The 23,690-nt window shown below is 62.1% G+C and carries 19 protein-coding genes; 4 read left to right on the forward strand and 15 right to left on the reverse strand.

What is annotated here, in order from left to right:
* Positions 1–2: 2 nt before the first annotated feature.
* The gene (locus FDG13_RS04110) at positions 3–2,285 is read left to right on the forward strand and encodes a nitric oxide reductase activation protein NorD (protein ID WP_180125539.1); all 2,283 of its coding nucleotides are present in this window, start codon (positions 3–5) and stop codon (positions 2,283–2,285) included.
* A gap of 41 nt (positions 2,286–2,326) precedes the next feature.
* Here FDG13_RS04110 and FDG13_RS04115 read toward each other — a convergent pair whose 3' ends face one another.
* From FDG13_RS04115 to FDG13_RS04135, 5 genes are all read right to left on the reverse strand, one after another.
* Positions 2,327–3,637, reverse strand: coding sequence for a dihydroorotase (locus FDG13_RS04115; protein WP_180125540.1), 1,311 nt, complete (start codon positions 3,635–3,637; stop codon positions 2,327–2,329).
* A gap of 28 nt (positions 3,638–3,665) precedes the next feature.
* Positions 3,666–4,628 (reverse strand): aspartate carbamoyltransferase catalytic subunit, encoded by a 963-nt coding sequence (locus FDG13_RS04120; RefSeq protein ID WP_078366524.1) that lies wholly within the window; start codon positions 4,626–4,628, stop codon positions 3,666–3,668.
* A 2-nt stretch (positions 4,629–4,630) separates the two neighbouring features.
* Positions 4,631–5,128 (reverse strand): bifunctional pyr operon transcriptional regulator/uracil phosphoribosyltransferase PyrR, encoded by a 498-nt coding sequence (gene pyrR / locus FDG13_RS04125; protein ID WP_180125541.1) that lies wholly within the window; start codon positions 5,126–5,128, stop codon positions 4,631–4,633.
* The gene (gene ruvX / locus FDG13_RS04130; protein ID WP_242472696.1) at positions 5,125–5,505 is read right to left on the reverse strand and encodes a Holliday junction resolvase RuvX; all 381 of its coding nucleotides are present in this window, start codon (positions 5,503–5,505) and stop codon (positions 5,125–5,127) included. Before ruvX ends, pyrR begins: the two co-directional genes overlap by 4 nt.
* An 84-nt stretch (positions 5,506–5,589) precedes the next feature.
* Positions 5,590–6,189, reverse strand: coding sequence for a YqgE/AlgH family protein (locus FDG13_RS04135; RefSeq protein WP_180125543.1), 600 nt, complete (start codon positions 6,187–6,189; stop codon positions 5,590–5,592).
* Between the two features lie 15 nt (positions 6,190–6,204).
* Between FDG13_RS04135 and FDG13_RS04140 the strand changes: the two genes are divergently transcribed.
* Complete coding sequence (locus tag FDG13_RS04140) at positions 6,205–7,686, forward strand: deoxyribodipyrimidine photo-lyase (protein ID WP_180125544.1); 1,482 nt, start codon at positions 6,205–6,207, stop codon at positions 7,684–7,686.
* An 81-nt stretch (positions 7,687–7,767) separates the two neighbouring features.
* Here FDG13_RS04140 and FDG13_RS04145 read toward each other — a convergent pair whose 3' ends face one another.
* From FDG13_RS04145 to FDG13_RS04170, 6 genes are read right to left on the reverse strand one after another with little or no spacing between them, the layout of a single operon-like run.
* The gene (locus tag FDG13_RS04145) at positions 7,768–13,542 is read right to left on the reverse strand and encodes an Hpt domain-containing protein (protein WP_180125545.1); all 5,775 of its coding nucleotides are present in this window, start codon (positions 13,540–13,542) and stop codon (positions 7,768–7,770) included.
* A 36-nt stretch (positions 13,543–13,578) separates the two neighbouring features.
* Positions 13,579–15,843 (reverse strand): methyl-accepting chemotaxis protein, encoded by a 2,265-nt coding sequence (locus tag FDG13_RS04150; protein ID WP_180125546.1) that lies wholly within the window; start codon positions 15,841–15,843, stop codon positions 13,579–13,581.
* 21 nt (positions 15,844–15,864) lie between these two features.
* Positions 15,865–16,389, reverse strand: coding sequence for a chemotaxis protein CheW (locus FDG13_RS04155; protein WP_180125547.1), 525 nt, complete (start codon positions 16,387–16,389; stop codon positions 15,865–15,867).
* A complete protein-coding gene (locus FDG13_RS04160) occupies positions 16,386–16,769 on the reverse strand; it encodes a PleD family two-component system response regulator (RefSeq protein WP_370528157.1) in 384 nt (127 codons plus the stop codon). The genes FDG13_RS04155 and FDG13_RS04160 overlap by 4 nt, the downstream gene beginning before the upstream one ends.
* On the reverse strand, positions 16,766–17,167 hold the full coding sequence (locus tag FDG13_RS04165) for a PleD family two-component system response regulator (protein ID WP_370528158.1): 402 nt from the start codon (positions 17,165–17,167) through the stop codon (positions 16,766–16,768). The genes FDG13_RS04160 and FDG13_RS04165 overlap by 4 nt, the downstream gene beginning before the upstream one ends.
* Before the next feature lie 48 nt (positions 17,168–17,215).
* Complete coding sequence (locus FDG13_RS04170) at positions 17,216–17,389, reverse strand: rubredoxin (protein WP_143541778.1); 174 nt, start codon at positions 17,387–17,389, stop codon at positions 17,216–17,218.
* A 244-nt stretch (positions 17,390–17,633) separates the two neighbouring features.
* Here FDG13_RS04170 and hemL point away from each other — a divergent pair, with 244 nt between their 5' ends.
* On the forward strand, positions 17,634–18,944 hold the full coding sequence (gene hemL, locus FDG13_RS04175; RefSeq protein ID WP_180125549.1) for a glutamate-1-semialdehyde 2,1-aminomutase: 1,311 nt from the start codon (positions 17,634–17,636) through the stop codon (positions 18,942–18,944).
* A gap of 243 nt (positions 18,945–19,187) precedes the next feature.
* Here hemL and FDG13_RS04180 read toward each other — a convergent pair whose 3' ends face one another.
* The 4 genes from FDG13_RS04180 to dusB all read right to left on the reverse strand — a co-directional run bounded on the left by FDG13_RS04180 (position 19,188) and on the right by dusB (position 23,005).
* A complete protein-coding gene (locus FDG13_RS04180) occupies positions 19,188–20,045 on the reverse strand; it encodes a S1/P1 nuclease (RefSeq protein ID WP_180125550.1) in 858 nt (285 codons plus the stop codon).
* Positions 20,046–21,644 carry a bifunctional phosphoribosylaminoimidazolecarboxamide formyltransferase/IMP cyclohydrolase gene (purH, locus tag FDG13_RS04185; protein ID WP_180125551.1) on the reverse strand — a complete coding sequence of 533 codons (1,599 nt, stop codon included), beginning with the start codon at positions 21,642–21,644 and terminating at the stop codon, positions 20,046–20,048. It abuts the gene before it with no gap.
* A gap of 84 nt (positions 21,645–21,728) precedes the next feature.
* The gene (locus FDG13_RS04190) at positions 21,729–21,965 is read right to left on the reverse strand and encodes a helix-turn-helix domain-containing protein (protein WP_078366538.1); all 237 of its coding nucleotides are present in this window, start codon (positions 21,963–21,965) and stop codon (positions 21,729–21,731) included.
* A complete protein-coding gene (gene dusB, locus FDG13_RS04195) occupies positions 21,962–23,005 on the reverse strand; it encodes a tRNA dihydrouridine synthase DusB (RefSeq protein WP_180125700.1) in 1,044 nt (347 codons plus the stop codon). The genes FDG13_RS04190 and dusB overlap by 4 nt, the downstream gene beginning before the upstream one ends.
* Before the next feature lie 205 nt (positions 23,006–23,210).
* On the opposite strand from dusB, the gene FDG13_RS04200 reads away from it, so the two are divergent.
* Positions 23,211–23,681: a YqaA family protein gene (locus FDG13_RS04200; protein WP_180125552.1), complete on the forward strand. Its 471-nt coding sequence runs from the start codon at positions 23,211–23,213 to the stop codon at positions 23,679–23,681.
* The last annotated feature ends 9 nt before the right edge of the window (positions 23,682–23,690 follow it).

Consider the following 23,690-nt stretch of genomic DNA (forward strand, 5'->3'; position numbering starts at 1 on the left):
CCATGAGTGCGCTGGCTGACACCCCCAGCCCCACCGGCCTGCAAACCGAGCAGCTGGCGGCCTGGCGCAAGCAGTTGGATTGCGGTTTTGCCCAGATCAACGACGTATTTGAAGCCTGTATGGCCGAGGCGTCTGCCAAGCTCAGCCCGCCAGGGCTGGATGAGTACCTGGCGCAGGCACGTTTTCTGGGCAAAATGGGCCGGGGTGTCGAGCCGGTGCTGACCTTTTTACAGGAATGGCCACCGGTGGCCCAGACCGTGGGGGAAGAGTCACTTGATGCGGTGATGGCCACGGTGCGCTTGATCAACAAATCGCCCAATGGCAAGGCGATTGTCCCGTTTTTGCAAACCCTGTCCGCCGTGGCACGGCGCCTGCCGACCCAGGCGCAGCTCAAACACTACATGGACCTGAGCTTGCTGCTGCTGGAGCGCACCAGTGGCTCAATCCACGGCATCCACAAAACCTACCCGAGCCCAAGCCTGATCGTGTTCTTCGAGAAAGCGCCGCAGTTGCTGGAGGTGCTGAGCCTGCAGGGTCTGGGCAACTGGATCAACTACGGCATCCGCAACTACAGCCAACACCCTGAGCAGCAGCGCGATTTCTTCAGCCTGAACTCCGCCGACAGCCGCGCAGTGTTGCAGCGCGAGCGCCACGGCACTCTGCTGATGGATCACATCCGCGTGCTCGACCTGTACCTGCGCGCACTGTGGCAGGACGGCGATGTGCTGGTGCCCTACTCCACCACCTTCGATGTGCAGCGCCAGCCGATGCCTTACTTCGATGCTTACGGCATACGCCTGCCAGACGTGTACGACGAGCGCACGGGTGTCACAGGCATCGACCGCTACCGTGTCGCACTGGCGCACATGGCGGCGCACCGGCGCTGGAGCACACCGATTTTTGCCGACAACTTCAGCCCGGCGCAGCGCCTGGCGATCGAGTGTCTGGAAGACGCACGCATCGACTTGCTGACGCTGCGTATGTACCCTGGCCTGCGGCGGATTCTGTCGACCCTGCAACCGACACCCCAAGAGGGCGCCTGCAACCCGGCCACCCACTCCTGCCTGCGCCATCGGTTGGCCACGCTTTCACGAGCGCTCTTAGACCCGCCCAAACGTTTTGAGACACCCCAGCTGGCCGAGTGGGTGCAACGTTTTCACGCGCTGCTGGCCAACGGGGATTCCAACACCACCGAGATCGCGGGTCTGGCCCTGAGTTACTTGGCCAAAACCCGCCAGCAGAGTGACCAACTGCCCGACACCTGGTTTGAAGACACTGAGGTGGATTACCGCGACGACAACCGCCACCTGTGGCGTTTCCACGAACTCAGTGACGACGAAGAGAACTTTGCCCCCCCAGACCAGACTCCGCCCAAACAGGAGTTGCAAAGCCTGCCGCCGCGCAACTACCCCGAGTGGGACTACAGCAGCCAGACCGTGCGGCCAGACTGGGTCAGCCTCTACGAGCGCCTGCACCCCAGCGGCAACCCAGCTGACATCGACGCCCTGCTGACCAAACACAGCGCCTTGGCCAAACGCCTCAAACGCCTGCTGGACCTGCTCAAACCGCAGGACAAGGTTCGCGTGCGTTTTCAGGAAGACGGCAGCGAGCTGGACCTGGATGTGGCGATCCGCTCGCTGATCGATTTAAAAAGCGGCAGCCAGCCCGACACCCGCATCAACATGAGCCACACCACCAATGGCCGCAGCATCGCGGTGACACTTTTGCTGGACTTGTCGGAGTCGCTCAACGAGACAGCGCGTGGATCAGAGCAAACGGTGTTGCAGCTCAGTCAGGAGGCGGTCTCGCTGCTGGCCTGGGCGATCGAGCAGCTCGGTGACCCGCTGGCGATCACCGGCTTTCACTCCAACACCCGCCACGATGTGCGTTACTTTCACCTCAAGGGTTTTGGTGAACACTGGGGCGACGCGGTCAAGGCGCGCCTGGCGGCGATGCAGGCGGGCTACAGCACACGCATGGGTGCGGCGCTGCGCCACGCGGCCCACACCTTGAGCGCCCAAACGGCTGACAAAAAACTGCTGCTGGTGCTGACCGACGGCCAGCCCTCAGACATTGACGTGAAAGATGAACGCCTGCTGATTGAAGACGCCAAGCTGGCGGTGCGTGAGCTGGGCAACCAAGGGATCTTCAGCTACTGCATCAGCCTGGACGCGAGTGCCGATGCCTATGTGCGCGACATCTTTGGCCAGCACTACACCGTGGTCGACAACATCAGCCGCTTGCCCGAACAGCTGCCCAAGCTGTTTTTGGCGCTGACCCGTTAACGCTATTTCTTAGATAGCTACCAGCCCTTATTTAATTAGGGCTACAGGCCATTTTGATACACAACGTGCCCACCCACCAGGGTGCAACGCACACGCCCAGGCAACTCGTAACCCGAGAACGGCGTGTGTTTGCCCTGGCTCACCAGCGCATCGGCCTGCACCGTCCAGGCAGCTTGTGGATCAAACACACATACATCACCCAGCCCACCCAGAGCCAGATGGCCGGTGCGGCCCTGGCGTGAGCCGAGCGCCTTGCCCAGCAGCGCGGCAGGCCCATCGGTCACCACCGAGAGTGCACGTTGCAAAGGTGCGCCGCTGTCCAGATGCCATTTGTAGGCCAGGCTCAACAGCAGCTCCAGCCCGGTGGCGCCCGGTTCACTCTCGGCAAACGGCAACATCTTGGCGTCGTCGTCGACCGGGGTATGGTCGGACACCAGTGCGTCAATCGTGCCGTCTGCCAGACCGGCACGCAGCGCGTCGCGGTCACGCTGCTGACGCAGCGGTGGGTTCAGGCGGGCGCGGCTGTCAAAGTAGCCCATGTCGGTGTCGGTCAGGTGCAGGGAGTTGATGCTGACATCACAGGTCAACAACAAGCCCTGCGCCTTGGCCTGGCGCACCAGCTCAACCCCGGCGGCGCTGCTGATGCGGCACAGGTGCACGCGTGCGCCGGTGGCGCGCATCAGCTCAAAAATGGTGTGCATCGCAATGGTTTCGGCCATCACCGGCACACCGCTCAGGCCCATGCGCGTGGCGAGCGGGCCGCTGGCGGCCACGCCCTGACCCAGGAAACCGTCCTGCGGGCGCAGCCAGACGGCGTAACCAAAGGTGCTGGCGTACTGGAAAGCCCGCTGCAGCACCTGGGTGTTGGAGAGCGCCACCTCGGCCTGGCTGAACGCGACACAACCGGCGTCGGTGAGTTCGACCATCTCGGTCAGCGTGGTGCCTTGCAGGTTACGCGTCAAGGCGCCCAGCGGGTAGACGCGCGCCTGCTGCAGTTTTTCGGCGCGAAAACGCAGCATCTCGACCAGGCCCGACTCGTCGAGCACCGGGTCGGTGTCGGGCTGGCAGACCAGGCTGGTGATGCCACCGGCCACCGCCGCCGACATCTCCGACTCCAGCATGCGGGCGTGTTCGTAACCGGGTTCACGCAGGCGCACCGCCAGGTCCACCAGGCCGGGCAACACCAAGCAGCCGCTGGCGTCGATCGTCAGTTCAGGTGAAAAATCAGGCGCTACATCGCCAATAGCAAGCACGGCATTGCCAGCAAGGGCCACATCGGCTTTTTGGTCATATCCAGTGGCAGGATCAATGACCCGCCCGCCTCGGATCAGCACAGTCTTGGGTGTGTTCATAACAGTCGTCTCGGTGAATGGGGGAGGCTCAGGGCTCGTTGCCGGCCACGATGCTCATGACCGCCATACGCACCGCAATGCCAAAGGTGACCTGCGGCAGGATGACGCTGTGTGCGCCGTCGACCACTGCCGAGTCGATCTCGACGCCACGGTTGATCGGGCCGGGGTGCATCACGATGGCATCCGACTTGGCCAGTTGTAACTTCTCGGGGGTGAGGCCAAAACTCTTGAAAAACTCCTGGCTGGAGGGCAGCAGCGCGCCACTCATACGTTCGTTTTGCAGGCGCAGCATGATGATCACGTCGCAGCCTTTGATGCCTTCTTCGAGCGTGTGGCAGACCCGCACACCCATCTGCGCCATGTCGCTGGGCACCAAGGTTTTGGGGCCGACCACCCGCACCTCGGCGCAGCCCAGGGTGGTGAGTGCATGGATGTCAGAGCGCGCCACGCGTGAATGCAACACGTCACCGACGATGGCCACGGTCAGGTTGGAAAAATCTTTTTTGTAGTGCCGGATGGTGTACATGTCCAGCAGACCCTGGGTCGGGTGCGCGTGGCGGCCGTCACCAGCGTTGACCACATGCACATGCGGCGCCACATGCTGGGCGATCAGGTAGGGCGCACCCGACTCGCTGTGGCGCACCACAAAAATGTCGGCGGCCATCGCGGAAAGATTCGCGATGGTGTCGAGCAGCGACTCACCCTTGGACGCCGAGGACTTGGCGATGTCGAGGTTGATCACGTCAGCGCTCAGGCGTTTGGCGGCGATCTCGAAGGTGGTGCGGGTGCGCGTGGAGTTCTCGAAGAACAGGTTGAAGACACTTTTGCCACGTAACAGCGGCACCTTCTTGACCTCGCGGTCACCAACCGAGACAAAGTTGGTGGCGGTGTCGAGCACATGGGTCAGCACACTTTTGGGCAGACCCTCGGTGGACAGCAGGTGGATCAGCTCGCCGTGTTTGTTGAGTTGCGGGTTGTTTTTGTAAAGCATGGTCAGCGCACTTTCACATTGAAGCTGAACTGGCCGACCTCATCACGCGCCAGCGACAGGGATTGATTGGCCGGAAGGTGGATACGTGCGGCGTAGATGTCGGGCGCAATCGGCAATTCGCGCCCACCCCGGTCCACCAGCACCGCCAGTTTGATGCTGGCCGGGCGGCCAAAGTCGAACAACTCGTTGACCACGGCGCGGATGGTGCGCCCGGTGAACAATACATCGTCGAGCAGCAGGATGTGGGCACCATTCACATCAAACGGGATCTTGGTCTGCGCGGCGGTGGTCATGCCGCGACTGGCGTAGTCGTCGCGGTGCATGGCGGACGAGATCACACCAATCGGCTCACTCAAGCCCAGGTCTTGCTGCAGGCGCTGCGCCAGCCAGGCACCGCCCGAGGTGATGCCCATCAGGTGCATACCGGGTTTAAAAACGGTTTTGACACTGGCCAGCAAGTCGCCGTAGAGGGCTTCGGCATCGAGTTCGAGCATGCTCATGGGGGGAGATTCCTTAAAAACTGTTCCAGGATGATGCAGGCGGCCGCGGCGTCGGCATCACGGGCGCCATCAGAACGCGCCTCGGTGGTGGTGTAACGCTCATCCACTTCAAACACCGGCAGCTTGAAGCGGCCATGTAATTGCCGGGCAAAACGTCTTGCTTTCGCTGTGTTTTCATGCGCGGCGCCGTCCGGGTGAAACGGCACACCAACCACCAGCGCGTCGGGCTGCCAGGTCTTGAGTTGGGCGGCAATCTTGACAAAGCGGGCGTCGCCTTCGGCGGTGATCGTGCCTTGTGGCTGGGCGGTGCGCATCAAGCGGTTGCCCACGGCAAAACCTGTTCGTTTGACACCAAAGTCCAGCGCCAGAAAGGTCATCAAGCCAGGCGCTACAAAGACGGTAGCTACAGGGGCTTGATCTGTCTGGGCTAGAGCCATATTTTATTGATCACTGTGTGGACGTCAGGCATGACCGGCATCGGGCGTCAGCATCCAGGCCTGCAGGCCGAGCAGCTGCAGGGCTTGTTCGTAACGCTGGTCAATCGGGGTGTCAAAAATCACCCGCACATCGGCCTCGACGGTGAGCCAGCTGTTGTCGATCAGCTCAGATTCGAGTTGGCCTTCGCCCCAGGCCGAATAGCCCAGCGACACCATCACCTTGCGCGGCCCCGAGCCTGAGGAAATGGCCTCCAACACATCGCGCGAGGTGGTCATCTCCAGCCCGCCGGGAATGATCATGGTGGAGGAATAGACCGGGTCGACGGGTTTGTCCGCGTCATTGAAAATCGCCTCGTGCAGCACAAAACCGCGTTCGGTCTGCACCGGGCCGCCCAAAAACACCGGGTCGTCACTGAGGTCGGGGCGCATCAGCGGCAGCTCGACCTTGTCAAACAGGCCCTTGAGCGAGATGTCGCAGGGTTTGTTGATCACCAGGCCCAAAGCACCGCGTTCGCTGTGTTCGCACAAATAAACGACACTGCGCGCAAACAGCGGGTCCTCCAGCCCAGGCATGGCGATCAGAAAGTGATTCGTCAGGTTGGTGGAGGCAGAATCAGAGGACATCAAACGATTTTAGCGATGAACACAAGCCACGAATACGAGACCGGATTGATGTGGTTCCGGCGCGATTTGCGCAGCAGCGACAACGCCACACTGCATGCAGCCTTGACCCGCTGCCGCCAGTTGCACTGCGTGTTTGTTTTTGACCGGGCCATTCTGGAGACCCTGCCACGGGTTGACCGCAGGGTGGAATTTATCCGCGAATCCTTGGTGGAACTGGATGAGGCGCTACGACTTTTGAGCAAACGTCCAGATGCTGGCCTGATCGTGTGCCACGCGGTGGCCAGTGATGAGATTCCCCGCCTGGCGCACCAGCTCAAGGTGCAAGCGGTGTTTGCCGGAAACGACTATGAGCCGCAAGCCATCAGCCGCGACACCGTGGTTGCCAGCGCACTGCAGATGGCAGGCATCCCGCTGATCACCTGCAAAGACCATGTGATATTTGAGCGCCGCGAGATCCTGACGCAAAGCGGCGGCGTCTACGGCGTGTTCACCCCGTACAAGAACAACTGGCTCTCGCGTCTGGCCCCTGAACACCTGGTGGACCACGATGTCAGCACGCTGGGAAACCGCTTGGCGCCACGACCACCCGAGTTTCAGACACTGGTTCCGACTCTGGCCGACATCGGTTTTGAGCCTAGCAACCTGGGGCAGCTCAAAATCCCAACCGGCATGTCCGGCGGCGCGAGACTGTTTGAGGACTTTTTCGAACGCATGGACCGATATGACCACACCCGCGATTTCCCGGCCATCAAGGGGCCGAGTTACCTGGGGGTGCACCTGCGTTTTGGTACGGTGTCACTGCGCCGACTGGTGGCCATCGCCTGGCAGCGCCAGCTGGCAGGTAGCGCAGGCGCTGCGGTGTGGCTTAGCGAGCTGGTCTGGCGCGACTTTTATGTGGCCATTCTGGCCAACTTCCCCCATGTGGCCACCCAGGCCTTCAAACCCGAATATGACGCGATTTCTTGGGAGACTGGCCCCGAGGCCGAGGCCCTGTTCGCCGCCTGGTGTGCCGGGCGCACCGGTTACCCGCTGGTGGACGCAGCCATGGCGCAGCTCAACCAGACCGGCTACATGCACAACCGCCTGCGCATGGTGGTCGGCAGCTTCCTGGTGAAAGACCTGGGACTGGACTGGCGCTGGGGTGAAGCCTACTTTGCCAAACACCTCAATGACTTTGACTTGAGCGCCAACAACGGCGGCTGGCAATGGGTGGCCTCCAGCGGCTGTGATGCACAACCCTACTTTCGTATCTTCAATCCCTTCAGCCAGAGTGAAAAATTTGACCCCGAGGGCAAGTTCATCCGGCGCTACCTGCCGCAACTGGCGCCACTGTCCAACAAAAGCATCCACGCGCCCTGGCTGGCCAAACCGCTGGAGTTACAAGCCGCAGGCCTCAGCCTGGGTGGCAACTACCCGCAACCACTGGTGCAACACGACGCGGCGCGGGCCAAAACCCTGGCGCGGTATGCGGTGGTGAAAAAAGCCCCGAGCGCTTGAGTCACCCGCCTGGGGTGAAGCAACGCAGGGCTGTCAATAATTTTGATAGCTGCTAACCCTTATTGCATAAGGGCTAGAGGTCTATTTGGCTTGCAAACTGGCGTCACAATACCCGCGCACCAGGGCCAACAGTTCGTCCTCCGGATAGGGCTTGCCGAGGTAGTGGTCGACCCCGAGCGCACGCGCGTAGTCGCGGTGTTTTTCGGCGATGCGTGAGGTGATCATGATCACCGGCAGGTCTTTTAGCCGGTCATCACTGCGGATGTTGCGCACCAGGTCAAAGCCGTCCATACGCGGCATCTCGATGTCAGCCAGCACCACCACCGGTTTTTCCAGCTGCAGCTGCTCCAAGGCCTGCAGACCATCGGCGGCCAGGGCCACCCGGTAACCTTCACGCTTCAAGAGCCGCTGCGTGACACGCCGCACGGTGATCGAGTCGTCTACCACCAGCACCAGCGGCACCTGGCTGGCCGGGGTAACTTGGCCAGCCGGTGTGGCACCCTGTGTCTCGCCATCTGTTGGTGCAGCCCCCGCATGGCCTGTCGTGTAGGCCTGGGCCTGTTCACCATAAGCCGCTGCCAGCGCCACCGGGTTGTAGATCAGCACCACCGCACCAGAGGCCAGTGCCGACATGCCCACCAGACCCGGCAGGCGTGACAACTGTGGCCCGAGGTTCTTGACCACCACTTCCTGGTTGCCCAGCACCTCGTCCACATGCAGGGCCACCAACTGGCCCGCGCTGCGGAAAACGGCCACCGGCGCCGTTTTGGCCGACGGCTCGCTGCTGGAAGCTGAGGTTTGCAACAAGGCACCGGCCCAGTAAAAGGCCAGTCCCTGCCCGTTGTAATCAAAACGCCCCGATTGGTAGGCCGCGTGCAACACCGCCTGCGGCACCCGGCGCACCAGTTCGATCTGGTTGGCGGGCACACCCATCACCAGCTCACCCAGGCGCAGCAGCACCACCTGGTTGACCGCCGTGGTCAAGGGCAGCACCAGCTTGAAGCGGCTGCCCTGACCGGCTGTGGTGCTGAGCTCCACCCGGCCCCCAAGGGCATTGACCTCGTTGCGCACCACATCCAGACCAATCCCGCGCCCGGCCATCTCGCTGAGCTCTGGTGCGGTGGACAGGCCCGAGCTGAAGACCAAGTTGGCCACCTGGGCCTCGGTCAACACCTGATCGGCCTCGATCAAGCCCTGGGCCAGCGCTTTGGCGCGGATACGCGCCAGGTCCAGCCCCAAGCCGTCATCGGTAAAACTCACCGCCACATCGTTGCTCTGTTGCTCCACCGTGAGGGTGATGACACCGACCTCGGGTTTGCCAGCGGCCAGACGTGCCGCCGTGGGCTCAATGCCATGACCCACCGCGTTGCGCAAAATGTGTTCGAACGCCGGTACGGCACGCTCCAGCACACCACGGTCCAGTTCGAGAGAACCCCCCTCAATCTCCAGCCGCGCCGGTTTGCCAAAATCTTTAGCGGCCTGGCGCACCACGCCATGCAGGCGCTCGGCCACACTGTCGAACTCGACCATGCGGGTGCGCAGCAGATCACGCTGCAAATCACGTGTCTGACGGCCCTGCGCCGCCAGATCGTCTTCGACACCGGCCACCGTTTGCTGCAGGGTGCGCTGCAAGGTGGCCACGTCGTGCACCGACTCGGCCATCATGCGGGTGAGTTCCTGCACCCGGGTGAAGCGGTCGAATTCGAGCGGATCAAAACCCTGCTCGGAGTCCTTAGCCAGCGCCATGCGCGACTGCATTTGTGACTCGGACTGGAGCTCCAGGTCGCGCAACTGCCCACGCAGGCGCGACAGGTTGCTGGTCAGCTCCCCCAGCGAGCCATGCAACTGGCCCAGGCGCGACTCCAGCCGTGAGCGCGAGATCATCACCTCACCGGCCTGGTCCACCATGTGGTCGATCAGCTGGGCCTTGACCCGAATGGTCTGGCTGGAAGCGCGGCGCAACGGTGCTGCGGTCAGCGGCGCCAGGCCCGGCAGCGGTGTTCCCAGCTCACGGGCAGCGGGTGCAGGGTCGGTCACATCCTCCAGCGCCGAATCCAGTTCCCCTGCCATGGTGGGCGCCACCTCCGGCAACACCAGCTCGGTCAGCGGTGTGGCGCGCAAGGCCTCAAAACGCTGGGTAATGGCATCCAGTTGCGCTAGCAAGGGTGTCACCTGGCTAGTATGCGCGGTCTCGGCATCAATCAGTTCAACCGCCGACTCCATGCGGTGTGCCATCTCGCCCAAGCCCATCGCCCCGGCGAGCCGGGCACTGCCCTTGAGGGTGTGCAAAACGCGCAAGACCTCCTGGCGGGCACCGAGGTTGTCGGGGCGCACACCCCACTGCCGCAGCGCACCACTGAGTTGTGGCAACAGTTCCAGGGCTTCTTCTTCAAACACCGAGAACAGGTCCACATCCAGCGTGTCCACCACCTCGCTGGGCAACTCGCTCGCGGCAGCAGGCAACTCGGGCACAGAGAGCTCAGGCTCGGCCTTCTCAAAATCGATGTCACCCAGGTCGACCTCGGAGACCGGTGCCGGCTCTGGCTGCTGGGCCAACAGGTCAACATCAGGCGGCGCCAACACGTCGTCAAAATCCAGATCCAGTTCGTGCGGATCCTCGTCGAGCCAAGACAGCGGCGAGACCGGTTGTGAGAGGTCGCTGTCGAGCACCGCCTTGAGCGCAGCCAGGATCTCCGGGTCCGGTTGTTTGAGGAAACCCGCCGCAAACTGGTGCAGCAGACGCCGGATGTCTTCGGCCGCGTCAACAAACAGTTGCGCGTGTTCGGGCAGGCCGGCCTCACCCAGGTGGGTGTGTTCCAGCGTATGCTCCAGCGCCCGAGCCAGTTCGGACAAGTCCAGGAAACCCACGGTAGCCGAGCTGCCTGCGAGCGAATGCGCCAGGCCAATGGCCGAATCGGGCACCGGCTGCGCCAGCTCCATCGACCACTCGGTCAATTCGGTCAACAACCGGCGCGACCATTCGTCGGCCTCATTCAAGTACACGTTGTAGAGCGGGATACCAATCCGCAACGCACCAATCACCTTGACCTGTTCTTCGGCGGGCTCAGATGGCGCCTCCAACACGTCCTCCACGGCGTCAGGCAACACCCCGTCGGCCTCAACGACACCAGGCTCTGGTTCTGCTTCGGCATCGGGCAACATCAGCTCAATCGGCTCTTCGCTGTCCGGTGCCGTCTCGGCCGGTGCCAACACATCGTCCAAAGGCACACCCAGCGACGCCAGCGGGTCCTCCGGCACGTCTGGCGGCTCTTCGGAAAAGTCTGCAAAGTTGCTCAGCAGCGTTTCGCTGAAGTCCACCATCTGTGTTTCGCTGAAATCCTGCGCGGCAGGACTGTCAGCATCTGTCAACACCTCAACCGGCGTCTGCACCTCATCCGCGACACTGGGTGCTGGTGGCATAGCCACGGGCTGCGCCAAGTCATCCAGCGCCGCCAACTCAGCCAACTCGTCAGACGCCTCTTCTGGCGCAGACACGTGTGCCTCAAGCTTGGCGCCATGCAGCAGCAGCTCGGTGGCGACACCGTCAACCCGCAAACTGTCGGCTGCGCGGCGAAACGGATCAGCGCTCCAGGCACTGTCGTTGTTGCCAGAGATGTCGTTGATCCACTGGCCAAAACCTTGCAAGGCCTGGTGGGCCAGGTGCACCAGTTCCGGGCTGGCGGGCAACTGTTGTGGCAACCAGGCGTTGAGCAACTGCTCCATGGCCCAGGCCGCTTCACCAAACTCGGTCAGGCCCACCATGCGGGCGCTGCCCTTGAGGGTGTGGAAAGACCGCCGCAAGCTGGTCTGCTGGTCCATCGCGGCAGGGTTGTTGTGCAAAGCCAGCACCGCACCCAGACCGGTCTCAATCACCTCGTGGGCTTCTTCCAGGAAGATGTCGCGCAACTCGGCGTCATCGTCTTCCTCGGCCACCAAGGGCGCCACCAACGGCGTGGCGGCTTCGGCAACCCGTTCTTTCGGTGCTGCCACAACCGGCACAGCCAGTGCGGGCACCGGTGGGGGTGGCACAGGGGTGGCGGGCAGCGCAGGTTCAGCCGGTACCGGCAGCGTTGCAGAAGGCTCGTCCGCCGCCACGGTTTGGCGCCCCATGACCGAGCGAAATTCACCGGCCGACTCGTCATACACAAACAGCTTTTTGGCCAGCTCACGCTGGTAACTGAGCATGTCAACCAGGAAGCCGAGTGCGCCCAGGCTGTTGCCGAGTTTGTCGAAATCTGCCGTGTGGTCTTGTGGGCTGGTGTCGCCACTGATCAGCGTCCGCTCCACACTGTCGCGCATGCGCAGCGCCGCCAGCGCCGCCTGGTCCAGCCCCAGCACAGAAAACACCCCGCGCATCTGCGCCAGCCGCCCCGGCACCTCATGCAGCGGCAAGGTGTCTGTGGGCTGGCGGAAAAACGTGTCCAGCGCGCCCTCCACCTCACCCAGGGTGCTGCGCAGCTCATCGACCACACTGCCCATGACCTGGCGGTCACTGACCCGCCGGTACAACTCTTCCATCCAGCTGTCCATCGGCTCGGGTTGGCCACCCGCGTTGACATGGTCCAAACGCTGGGCCAGACGGTTGCCACGCGCCACCGTCTGGGCGCTGTCCGGGTCCAGCTCGTCATACGCCGACTCCAGGTACAACACGGAGGTAGCCACCTCCATCGCCAGCGACACGTCTGGTGCAGCGCCAGATCGGGTGACGCTCTCAAGCGCTCGCATCAAGGCGGCAGCCAGTTCACGGTTGTCGGGGTGTAACTTCACCACCGAATCGGCCACCAACGCAAATTGATCGGCCGCCGTCTTGATCCGACTGACGTCACCACCACTCAGGGATGACCAGGTTTCTGCGGCAGCGGCAACGCGTTTGCGCGCCTGCGCCAGCACCGCCGGATCAAACAGGCCAAACTGGGGGGTCTCGTAATCCACCCGGACCGGTGCGGCAAAACCCCAGGCCTGATGCACCGCTTGCAAGGCCGGTGTCTGCCCCGCGCTCAGCGGTGCCGCCTGGGCACAAAAGAACAACAGGTCACGCACCAGCCGTTCGGAAATCTCAGACTCACCCCGCACCAGGGTGCGGTACTGCAGCAGCACATGGGTCGCCGCCCGTTTTTCGTACACATCGCTGGCACACAACCGGTAAGCCACTGCTTCAAAATAAGCAGCACACACCATCCACCAAGTGCGAGGGTTAAGCTGTTTTTGTGCTGCGGCAAAGCCCAGACTGATGTCACGCATGGCCAGCGCCGAAGGCACATGAGCGGCCTTCACCACGTTGAGGATCAGGCCATCTATGCGCGAGCGGACCACCGCGTCGTAAGCCAGCGGCGCGACGCTTGAGGGCACCGGCACATCCACCCAGTGCCAGTCATGGGCCCACAGGTCTGCCGGATGGATGCGCTCATCACCAGTCAAGGCCAACACATCGCGGTATTGCGGAAACAAGGCCACCGACGACAAAGGTTTGCCCTTGAGCACCCCTTCCAGGTAATCGGTCAGCGCAAAGCTGGCGCGCTCGACCCGCTGCGCGGCGTCGTCACTGCAGAACTCGGGGCGCTGAACAAATTTCTGCACCAAGGCTTCCATCGCGCGCAACATGGTGGCAGGCGCTTCCAGCCCCACCATCTCCAGCGCACCCACCGCCTGGTGTAACTGCTGGCGCGCTATGCGCAGGTGGCTGGCGTCCAGCGCGGCCAGGTCCGAGCCCCGGGACAACTCGGCATCACGCACAAAACGGCGCAGCGCCTGGGTGGCGCCATCCAGGGATTTGCGCAACTCGTCGAGCACCCAGGCCAGTGGCCCCAAATCGGGCTCAAGGTGGCTGATGTCGGTGGTGGTTGCAGCAACTAGCATGGGTCAGACAGTCAAAACAAAGGGAGATGAAGCCAATCAGACAATGCGGAATCGCGCCACCGATTGCCGCAACTCCTCAGCCACCGTGGACAACTCACGCACCTGCGCTGCGGTGGCGCGGGTGCCTTCACCGGTCTGCTCGGTCACCGCAAAAATGTGCTGGATGTTGCCAGCCACCTCGTTGGCCATGTTGGCCTCGTGCTGGGTGGCCCCCGAAATTTGCTCGATCAGTTCGGCCAGCCGACGTGACACCTGGTCAATCTCGGACAAGGCCGAACCCGCGCTGTCGGACAGTTTGGCCCCCTCCACCACCCCTTGGGTGGAGCGCTCCATGGCGCCCACCGCGTCCTGGGTGTCGGTCTGGATCGCCTTGACCAGGGCCGAAATCTGGCGTGTGGCGTCGGCCGAGCGTTCTGCCAGGCGTTGCACTTCTTCAGCCACCACAGAGAACCCTCGCCCGGCCTCACCCGCAGATGCGGCCTGGATGGCGGCGTTGAGCGCCAGCACATTGGTCTGCTCGGTGATGTCGGAGATCAGCTCGGTGATTTCACCAATTTCTTGGGAAGACTCACCCAGGCGTTTGATGCGTTTGGAGGTTTCCTGAATCTGGTCACGGATGGTGTTCATGCCACCAATCGTGTTTTGCACCGCCTGCAAGCCCACCGCCGCCGCCTTCAAGGACTGGCGCGCCACATCGGCGGACTGCTGCGCCTGAGCCGACACCTGGTTGATACGCTGGGCCATGTCCACCACCGACTGGCCGGTTTCGCGAATTTCATGCAGCTGCTCTTGGGAGGCGGCCAACAACTCGGTGGAGGCCATGTCGACTTCGGCGGTGGTGGCAGCGACCTTGGTGGCGGTGTTTTGCACATTGCCAACCAGAGAACGCAATTCCTCCACGGTGTAGTTCACCGAATCAGCGATGGCGCCGGTGATGTCTTCGGTGACCGTGGCCTGTTGTGTCAAATCGCCTTCGGCCACCGTCTGCAGCTCGTTCATGAGGCGCAAAATGGCCGCCTGGTTGGCGTCGTTGACACGTTTGGCATCCTGCTCCTGCTGCTGCGCTTCCAGACGCAAACGCTCTGCACTGGCCTGGCGCTGGCGGCTGTCAAGCAACTGCACCCGCGACAAACCCGCAGCACTGAGCAAGGCCAGCAGCGCCGCAACAACCAGCACCCCCAAAGCCACACGACTCAAGCCCCCCTCAGACGAGAGCACGGTTTGCAAGGTGCCCAACTCCTTGCGCAACACCTCGCTGTCAGCCAGGAAGGATGGCTGCACCGCGTGTGCCGCCGCCAGCCCAGGCTGGTTGTCCCGCAGCACCACCGCCTGCGCCAGGGTGCTCTCGGAGAGCTTGATCATGTCCGCCAGCCGGTCCCGGGCAGCGGCATCGGTAGCAGCAGACAGATTCAAATCCGCGCTGCCATCCAGCAGGCCACGCGCGAGGTCAAGGTACAGGGCCAAATCCCGGCCAAACAAGAGCACCGGCTCGGGGCCAACGCCCTGCGCGAGGGTCAGATCACTGGCCGCTTTGCCAATGTTCTGCGCCAAAACCACCAGTTGACGCGAAACAGCCAGATTCACCGCCGAGGCGTTCTGCTGCACCATCAGGGTCGGCATGTCTTGGGTTTTGTCCAGCAACTCGGCTGGCTGGCGCGCAATCACCTTCAAGGCAACGCCGACCTGGGTCAGGGCCTTTTGCTGCGCCAACAAGGTTGCCATGTTTTTATCGGTGCGCTCCACCGCCGGGGTGATGGTGGCCAAGCTGGCCTGATGAACCTCACCGAGCTGGTCCACTCGCAGCTCCGAATCCCCCTGGGCCAGGCCACGCACCGAGCGAGTCAGCACCTGGGTACTCTGCGCCACGTCGGGAAACGCATTGACCTCACCGAGCATCGCTTGCGACACCAATCTGACCAGGCGCTGCGACTCCAGCTGCGCCTGCGTGGTCGCTGCCACTTGGCGCGCCACCTGATCACTGCCGCTCAAACCAAACAACACCGCCCCCACCAACAACACCAAGGCCAGCCCCATCAGGATGGACAGGGTGCGCTGGTGCTGCGCCACTGTCTTTTGGCCCAGCGGTGACAAGTTGATCAGGTCAGCGGCCACCGGCGCTTCGTCCGGCACCGTCGTCGGCTGGCCATTGCCCTGAGGCAGCGGCGGCGGTTCGTTGGACACCAGCTCCGGCGGCGCCTGGTAAGTCGACCCATCGGGCATGCCCAGACTCAGCCCCGAGTCCAGGTCAGCGTCCTGGGGTTTCTTTTTGAATAGGTCTTTGAAGCGATCAACAATAGCCATGAGGTCAACCCGGTAAAAAAATCAAGCGCCAATGCTTAAAAAAGCAGCGGTCTGAGACAAGGCATACAGGTCAATTTCCTGCCACACCTGGTCGTCTGTGTCCGTCAAACGGTGGCCAAACCAGGCGGGTGACCCCGGCGCTGCGGGCGCCATGTGGGTGAACGCTTCCTGGCGGCGCAGCCCCATCAAACCATCCAGCACCAACGCACAGTTGAGCCCCGATTCGGCATTCAGGGTAACCAGCCGGACCTGAGCCCAGGCCTGCTCACTGCGTGCCGCTGCATCACCCATCAGTGCCAGCAAGTCCACCACACCATACAGCCCACCACGCAGGTTGGCCACACCACAAAACCAGGGCTGGGTGTAAGGCACCCGGGTAATGTTGGGCAGAGGAAAAATTTCACCCGACTGCGACAGCGGCAACAGGTAGTGCGCCTCACCCAGACGCACCGCCAGCCAAGCCACAGACACCGACTGCCCCTGGGCTGACTGGAGTCTGTCCGCCAGCCGGGTTTGCAGGTCTCTGAGGGCTTGTTTGTTGCTCATTGAGGTTTGGAGGGTCCGCCCAGCGCCTTGATTTTGTCCATCAGTTCCTGAGCGTTGACAGGTTTGGTGATGTAGTCACTGGCGCCCTGGCGCAGCCCCCAAACCCGGTCGGTCTCCTGGTTCTTGCTGGTGCAGATGATGATCGGAATCTCGGCGTACTCCGGTGTGCGGTGGATCGAGCGTGTCAGCTGGAAGCCGTTTTGCCCGGGCATAACCACATCCATCAGGATCAGGTCGGGTTTGGCGTCAGCCAGGCGTTTCAGCGCTTCCTCACCGCTTTCGGCGGTACGCACCGACAGACCGTTGTCTTGCAACAGCCCACTGAGAAACATCAACTCGGTTTTAGAGTCATCAACAATCAATACTTCACGAATAGTCACGCGGGATCCCCTTGTAGGGTGGCAGCATATTGCGCCACAGCTTTGAGCAATTGGTCTTTGGTAAATGGTTTGGTCAGGTAGTCTTGCGCACCCACCATGCGGCCACGCGCCTTGTCAAACACGCCGTCTTTGGACGACAGCATGATCACCGGCACGCTGGCAAACTTGGTGTTGCGTTTGATGATGGCACAGGTCTGGTACCCGTCCAGGCGGGGCATCAGGATGTCGCAAAAAACCAGATCGGGCTGATAGTCACTGACCTTGGACAAGGCATCAAACCCGTCCTCGGCCAGCATCACATCATGCTGGCCCGCTTTGAGAAATATCTCTGCGCTGCGCCGGATGGTGTTGCTGTCATCCACCACCAGAATTTTCAAATTGGATCCGCTTGTGTTCACCCGATGCATCTCCAGAGTTGATGTTGGAAAACGTTACCCAACGAGGTGTCAGATGCGCACCATCTCAAAATCGTCCTTGCGGGCGCCACATTCAGGGCAGGCCCAGTTCAAAGGCACCTTGTCCCAAGGTGTCCCTGCGGGCACACCGCTGTCAGGATCACCCACGGTTTCATCATATATCCAGCCACAGATCAAACACATCCAGGTTGTTGACGAGGTCACGGGTTGGGCACCTTTGCAAAGATCGGAAAAAAACCTGTCCACCGCCCTGCGCGGCAAGCCACTGGCTCGCTATTCTGCCTCAAGAAATTTGCAGCTTGATGCTTTTATACCTGAGCTATGTCAGCCTTCTGTCTGTGCGGAGAGAGACAATTCAAGAAGCGTGACTTAGTGGGCACCATCTGCGATTGGCAGTGAACCCCTTGCCCCGCTTTTTTACCCGATCTTTTCAAGAAGCGCACTTTTCATGACCACTCACACCGACCTCAACCAGACCTTGTTCGAACGCGCCAAACACGTCATCCCCGGCGGCGTCAACTCACCCGTGCGGGCTTTTCGCGCGGTGGGCGGCACACCCCGCTTCATCAGCCGCGCCCAGGGCGCCTATATCTGGGACGCCAACGGCCAAAAATACATCGACTACATCGGTTCCTGGGGCCCGATGATCCTGGGCCACGGCCACCCGGCGGTGGTGGAGGCGGTGCAAAAAGCGGTGCTGGAAGGTTTTTCCTACGGCGCCCCCACCGAACGCGAGGTGGAACTGGCCGAAGAAATCCTCAAGATCATGCCCAGCATGGACATGGTGCGCCTGGTCAGCTCGGGCACTGAAGCCGGCATGAGCGCCATCCGCTTGGCACGCGGTGCCACGGGCCGCAAAACCATCCTCAAGTTCGAGGGCTGTTACCACGGCCACGCCGACGCGCTGCTGGTCAAGGCCGGCTCGGGCCTGGCCACCTTTGGCAACCCCACCAGCGCTGGTGTGCCGCCTGAGGTGGTGCAACACACCATGGTGCTCGAATACAACAACGTCGAGCAGATCGAAGCCGCGTTTGCCGAACATGGCCAAGAGATTGCCTGCATCATCATCGAGCCAATTGCCGGCAACATGAACTTTGTGCGCGCCAGCGTGCCCTTCATGAAACGCTGCCGCGAACTCTGCACCGCCAACGGCGCACTGCTGATCCTCGATGAGGTGATGACCGGCTTCCGCGTGGCGCTCGGTGGTGCACAAAGTGTCTACGCCAAGGCCATCCCAGGTTTCGAGCCCGACATCACGGTGATGGGCAAGGTGATTGGTGGCGGCATGCCGCTGGCGGCCTTTGGTGCCAAACGGGCGGTGATGGAAAACCTGGCACCGCTCGGTGGTGTCTACCAGGCCGGCACCCTGTCGGGCAACCCGATTGCCACCGCCTGCGGTCTGGCCACGCTCAAAGAGATCAGCAAACCCGGCTTTTATGACGAGCTGGGCCGCAAGACCCAGTCCCTGATCAGCGGCCTGAAAAGCGCGGCGGCGGCAGAAGGCGTGGCTTTCAGCGGCGACAGCCAGGGCGGCATGATGGGCTTTTTCCTGCTGGACACCTTACCCAGCACCTACAGCGAAGTCATGACCACGAACGGCGCCAAATTCAACCAGCTGTTCCACGGCCTGCTGGACCGCGGCGTCTACATCGCGCCAGCCCTGTATGAAGCCGGGTTTGTGAGTGCCGCGCACACCGACGAGGACATTGCGACCTCGGTGGCGGCGGCGCGTGAGATCTTCAAGCTGCTTGCAAAGTAGGAGCTGCTGGCCCTTTTGGAATAAGGGCTGGAGGCCAATTTCGTACAAAAAGCGGCCGATGGCCGCTTTTTTTGTCGCTCACTGCGAATGCAGCCGCAACAAGGAATGCCAGCACGTGACACACCAAAACCTGTCCCCGTGAATGTTTGGCGATGTCAGCGTCCCCAACCAAGAGGAATATGACGAGTTTCACTACAAGCGCCTGATCGCCTTGATGCTGTTTGGGGACTTGTTCACCTCAAGTTAACGCAAAGCCGCATTAAGAAGTTGCGCCAATCGCAGGCCGGCCTTGCCGAGTTGTTCGCGTATCAATGGAGCGGATTGTTGCTGGTACCCCAGGTCAAGCACCACGGGCCCATGTAACTCAGCACCACAGCTGAACCCCGGCAAAGGGTCATAGACAAATTGGCGGGACAGCAAACGTGTTTCCCGCATCCACTGCGTGGGTGCGTCTGCCGCTGGTGCCGAAGTGAACTCTGGCAACGGCGTCGCCACCACCGGGCTGCCTGCAAGTGCGAGCTTAGTCAAACTGTTGTCCCAGGCCTGGTGCAAGGTGGTGCCGGGTCGCGTGGGCTGACCTTCCAGGTTGACCTGGATGTCCTTGCCATACACACCTGAATGCATCGGCATATGCAGGTCTCCCACCAGATGCACCACCCATTTCAGAGCCTCGTTGCGCGCGCGTGGGGTTTGGGCTGGGTCTTGCAAAATCTGGGCGTTGTGGATGATGAGTTGGTCCACACAATGCCCGTCCGTGCAGGCACCTAGTGCCTCGGAGCACACCGGATTGGCCCGTGTGTGCCAGCCTTTGTAGGTGCCCGCAGGCGCAATTTCCCGGATTTCGTCGGGCCAAGAGGCAATATGGGCCAGCGTGGTGCGACCCGAGGGTTGCTGGTCACGATCAAGATCGTTTTTTAACAGGCTCCTCACCTGCTCTGTGGCCGCTGGCGTCAGTTGGGTCGCGGCGATCTCGGCCACGGTGGCGTGGCCCAACTTACCCCACGACCAACCCAACACCGGGCAACTGGCCAACAGGCCCCCGACCAGCAGTGTGCGCAGCCACAGGGTTCCGGCAATCCCATGGGCAGGTGCGGGCAGCATTTAATGCCGGAAGTGACGAACGCCAGAAAACACCATAGCCACACCACGCTCGTTGGCGGCGTCGATCACCTCCTGGTCGCGCATCGAGCCGCCGGGCTGGATGATGCAGGTGGCGCCTGCGTCCACCACCACGTCCAGGCCGTCGCGGAACGGGAAGAAAGCGTCACTGGCAACAGCTGTGCCAGCCAGGCTCAGGCCAGCGGCGTCAGCCTTGATGCTGGCGATGCGGGCCGAGTCCAGGCGGCTCATCTGGCCGGCGCCCACACCCATGGTCATGCCTGCCTTGCAGAAGACGATGGCGTTGCTCTTGACGAACTTGCCGATCTTCCAGGCAAACAGCAGGTCTTGTAACTGCTCGGCTGTCGGTTGCACCTTGGTGACCACTTTCAGGTCGGCCAGGGTCAGTTCGTGGTTGTCGGCAGTCTGCATCAGCAGGCCGGAGCCGACACGTTTGACGTCCACCGCGTTGCGGCCATTGGCCCAGTCGCTGGCGCCACCCGGTGGCAGCGCGATCTTGAGGATACGCACATTGACCTTGGTCTTGAACACCGCGAGCGCCTCGGGCGTGAAGTCCGGAGCCATCAGCACCTCGATGAACTGCTTCGACATCTGTAGCGCAGCTGCCTCGTCCAGTGTGCAGTTGAGGGCGATGATGCCGCCAAAGGCGGAGGTCGGGTCGGTTTGAAAGGCTTTGCTGTAGGCCCGCAGCGCGTCCACCCCCACGGCCACACCGCAAGGGTTGGCGTGTTTGACGATCACGCAGGCGGCGCCGTCTTTCGCGGCATCAAAACTCTTGACACATTCCCAGGCGGCGTCGGCATCTGCGATGTTGTTGTAGCTGAGTTCCTTGCCCTGCAGTTGCACGGCGGTCACCAATGAGCCGGGCGCCGGGTACAGGTCGCGGTAGAAGGCGGCGCTCTGGTGCGGGTTTTCGCCGTAACGCAGGTCCTGCAACTTGATGAAGTTGCTGTTGGCCTGCGCCGGGAACAGCGCGGGCACCGGGGCACTCACCGCTTCGTCAAAGGTGATGGCGGACAGATAGTTGCTGATGGCGGCGTCGTACTGGGCGACACGGTTAAAGGCGGCCACACTCAGCGCAAACTTGGTGGCCAGGGTCAGCTTGCCGTCGGCTTGGAGTTCGGCCAGCACCTGCGGGTACTGGCTGGCGTCGGTCAGGATACCCACGTCTTTCCAGTTTTTGGCGGCGCTGCGCACCATGGCCGGACCGCCGATGTCGATGTTCTCAATGGCGTCTTCGAGCGTGCAACCTTCTTTTGCCACGGTGGCCTCAAACGGGTAGAGGTTGATCACCGCCAGGTCGATGGTGTCGATGGCATAGGCCTTGAGCGCGGCCATGTGTTCGGGCAGATCGCGGCGCGCCAGCAGGCCACCGTGCACCTTGGGGTGCAGGGTTTTGACACGGCCATCGAGCATCTCGGGGAAACCGGTGACACCCGCCACCTCGGTCACCGGCAAACCGCTGTCGGCCAACAGCTTGGCGGTGCCGCCGGTGGAGATCAGCTTGATGCCCAGCGCGTGTAAGGCCTGGGCAAATTCGACGATGCCGGTTTTGTCAGAGACGGATAGAAGTGCGTTCATGGTGTCGGGTGGTTGGAAAGGAAAGTGGCTTGAATTGGAAGGAAAAATAAGCTCCAGCCCTTATGCTTCAAGGGCTGGCAGCTATCAATCGATGAGTTTGTGTTCGAGCAGCTTTTTGCGCAAGGTGTTGCGATTGAGGCCCAGCCACTGGGCGGCTTTGGACTGGTTGTTGTCGGCGCGTTGCATCACCACCTCCAGCAGCGGTTTCTCGACCACGCTGATCAGCATGTCGTACATGCCGTCGGGCTCGCTGCCGCCCAGATCACACAGGTAGCCTTCGACGTTGCTGCGCACACATTCGGCGATGTGCATGGGTTTCATGGTGTCTTCTCCAGATTCAAACGGTTTCCTTCGGGGGTGGCGCGCGCGGGCAGCCGGTCCATGCGCTCGTGCAGCGCGTCAAAAAAGTAGGCAACGGCGGCCAACTGCTGGGCGCCGTCATCCAAGGTGTTCATGTGGGCACAAAACACATCGCCACCGGGCAGCGACTTGACATACCAGCCGATGTGTTTGCGCGCGGTGCGCACGCCCAGGTACTCGCCATACAGGCTGTAATGGTCTTGCAGGTGGTCCAGCATCAGGTGCTTGACCTCGCCCACCAGAGGCGGGGCCAGCAGCGTGCCGGTGTCCAGAAAGTGTGCGATCTCGCGGAAGATCCACGGCCGGCCCTGCGCGGCGCGGCCAATCATGATGGCGTCGGCGCCGGTGGCATCCAACACAGCGCGCGCTTTGTGCGGGCTGTCGATGTCGCCATTGGCCACCACCGGAATTGACACGGCGGACTTGACCTCGGCAATGGTGGCGTATTCGGCCTGGCCTTTGTAACCCTGCTCGCGGGTACGGCCATGCACGGTGAGCATCTGCACACCGGCCTGCTCAAAGGCACGTGCCAATGGCACCGCGTTCTTGTGCGCCTGGTCCCAGCCGGTGCGCATCTTGAGGGTGACCGGCACCCCCAGCGGGGCACAGGCCTGCACCACCGCCTCCACAATCTGCAGGGCCAGGGGCTCGTCTTGCATCAGGGCCGAACCGGCCCATTTGTTGCACACCTTTTTGGCCGGGCAGCCCATGTTGATGTCAATCACCTGGGCGCCGTGGTCGATGTTGTAACGCGCGGCATCGGCCATCATGGCGGGCTCGGTGCCCGCAATCTGCACCGCGATCAGCCCGGACTCACCGGCGTGGTTGACACGGCGGCTGGTTTTGGCAGAAGCCAACAAATCGGGGCGGCTGGTGACCATTTCGCTGACCGCGTACCCCGCGCCCAGGCGTTTGCACAGCTGGCGAAACGGGCGATCGGTGACGCCTGCCATGGGCGCCACAAAATAAGCATTGGGCAGCAAATAAGGGCCGATGTTCATGCTGGCAAAAAAGAAAAACTGGGGAATCACCAATGATTGACCGGCAAGACATGTCAACCAGCGTGGGGCTGGGCGCAGGTACTTGCCGGGATGGACAGGCATTCTAACTGCTTAAAAAAGCGGCACCCCAAGCACCTGGCAGCACGCCAGGGCACAAACCCACACCGGCCAAGGCCAATCCGGGCCTTCCTATACTCGGCCACCCATGGACGCCTGGATCGACCCCCTTCTCAGCTGGCTTGCCCTGCCACAGTACGGCCTGAGCAGTGTGTTTGTGGTGGCCTTTGTGTCGGCCACATTGCTGCCTATGGGCTCCGAGCCAGCGGTGTTTGGCCTGGTCCAGCTCAACCCACATCTGTTCTGGCCAGCCATCGGGGTGGCCACGCTGGGCAACACCCTGGGTGGCGCGTTAACTTGGTGGATGGGCCTGGCCTCCCACAAGGTGGTGGACCGTTACCAGCATTCACCCCACCACCTGCGGGCGCTGGCCTGGCTCGAAAAACTTGGCCCCAAAGCCTGCCTGCTGGCCTGGCTGCCGGTGGTGGGCGACCCGCTGTGCGCGGTGGCGGGCTGGCTCAAACTGCCGTTCTGGCCCTGCCTGGTCTACATGGCGATTGGCAAGTTTGCCCGCTACCTGACGATGACGGCGGTGCTGGTGGGTGCGTTTGGCGGCTGAGACGCAGGC

The organism is Rhodoferax sp. BLA1 (genome assembly GCF_013416775.1).
Taxonomy (GTDB): Bacteria; Pseudomonadota; Gammaproteobacteria; order Burkholderiales; family Burkholderiaceae_C; genus Rhodoferax.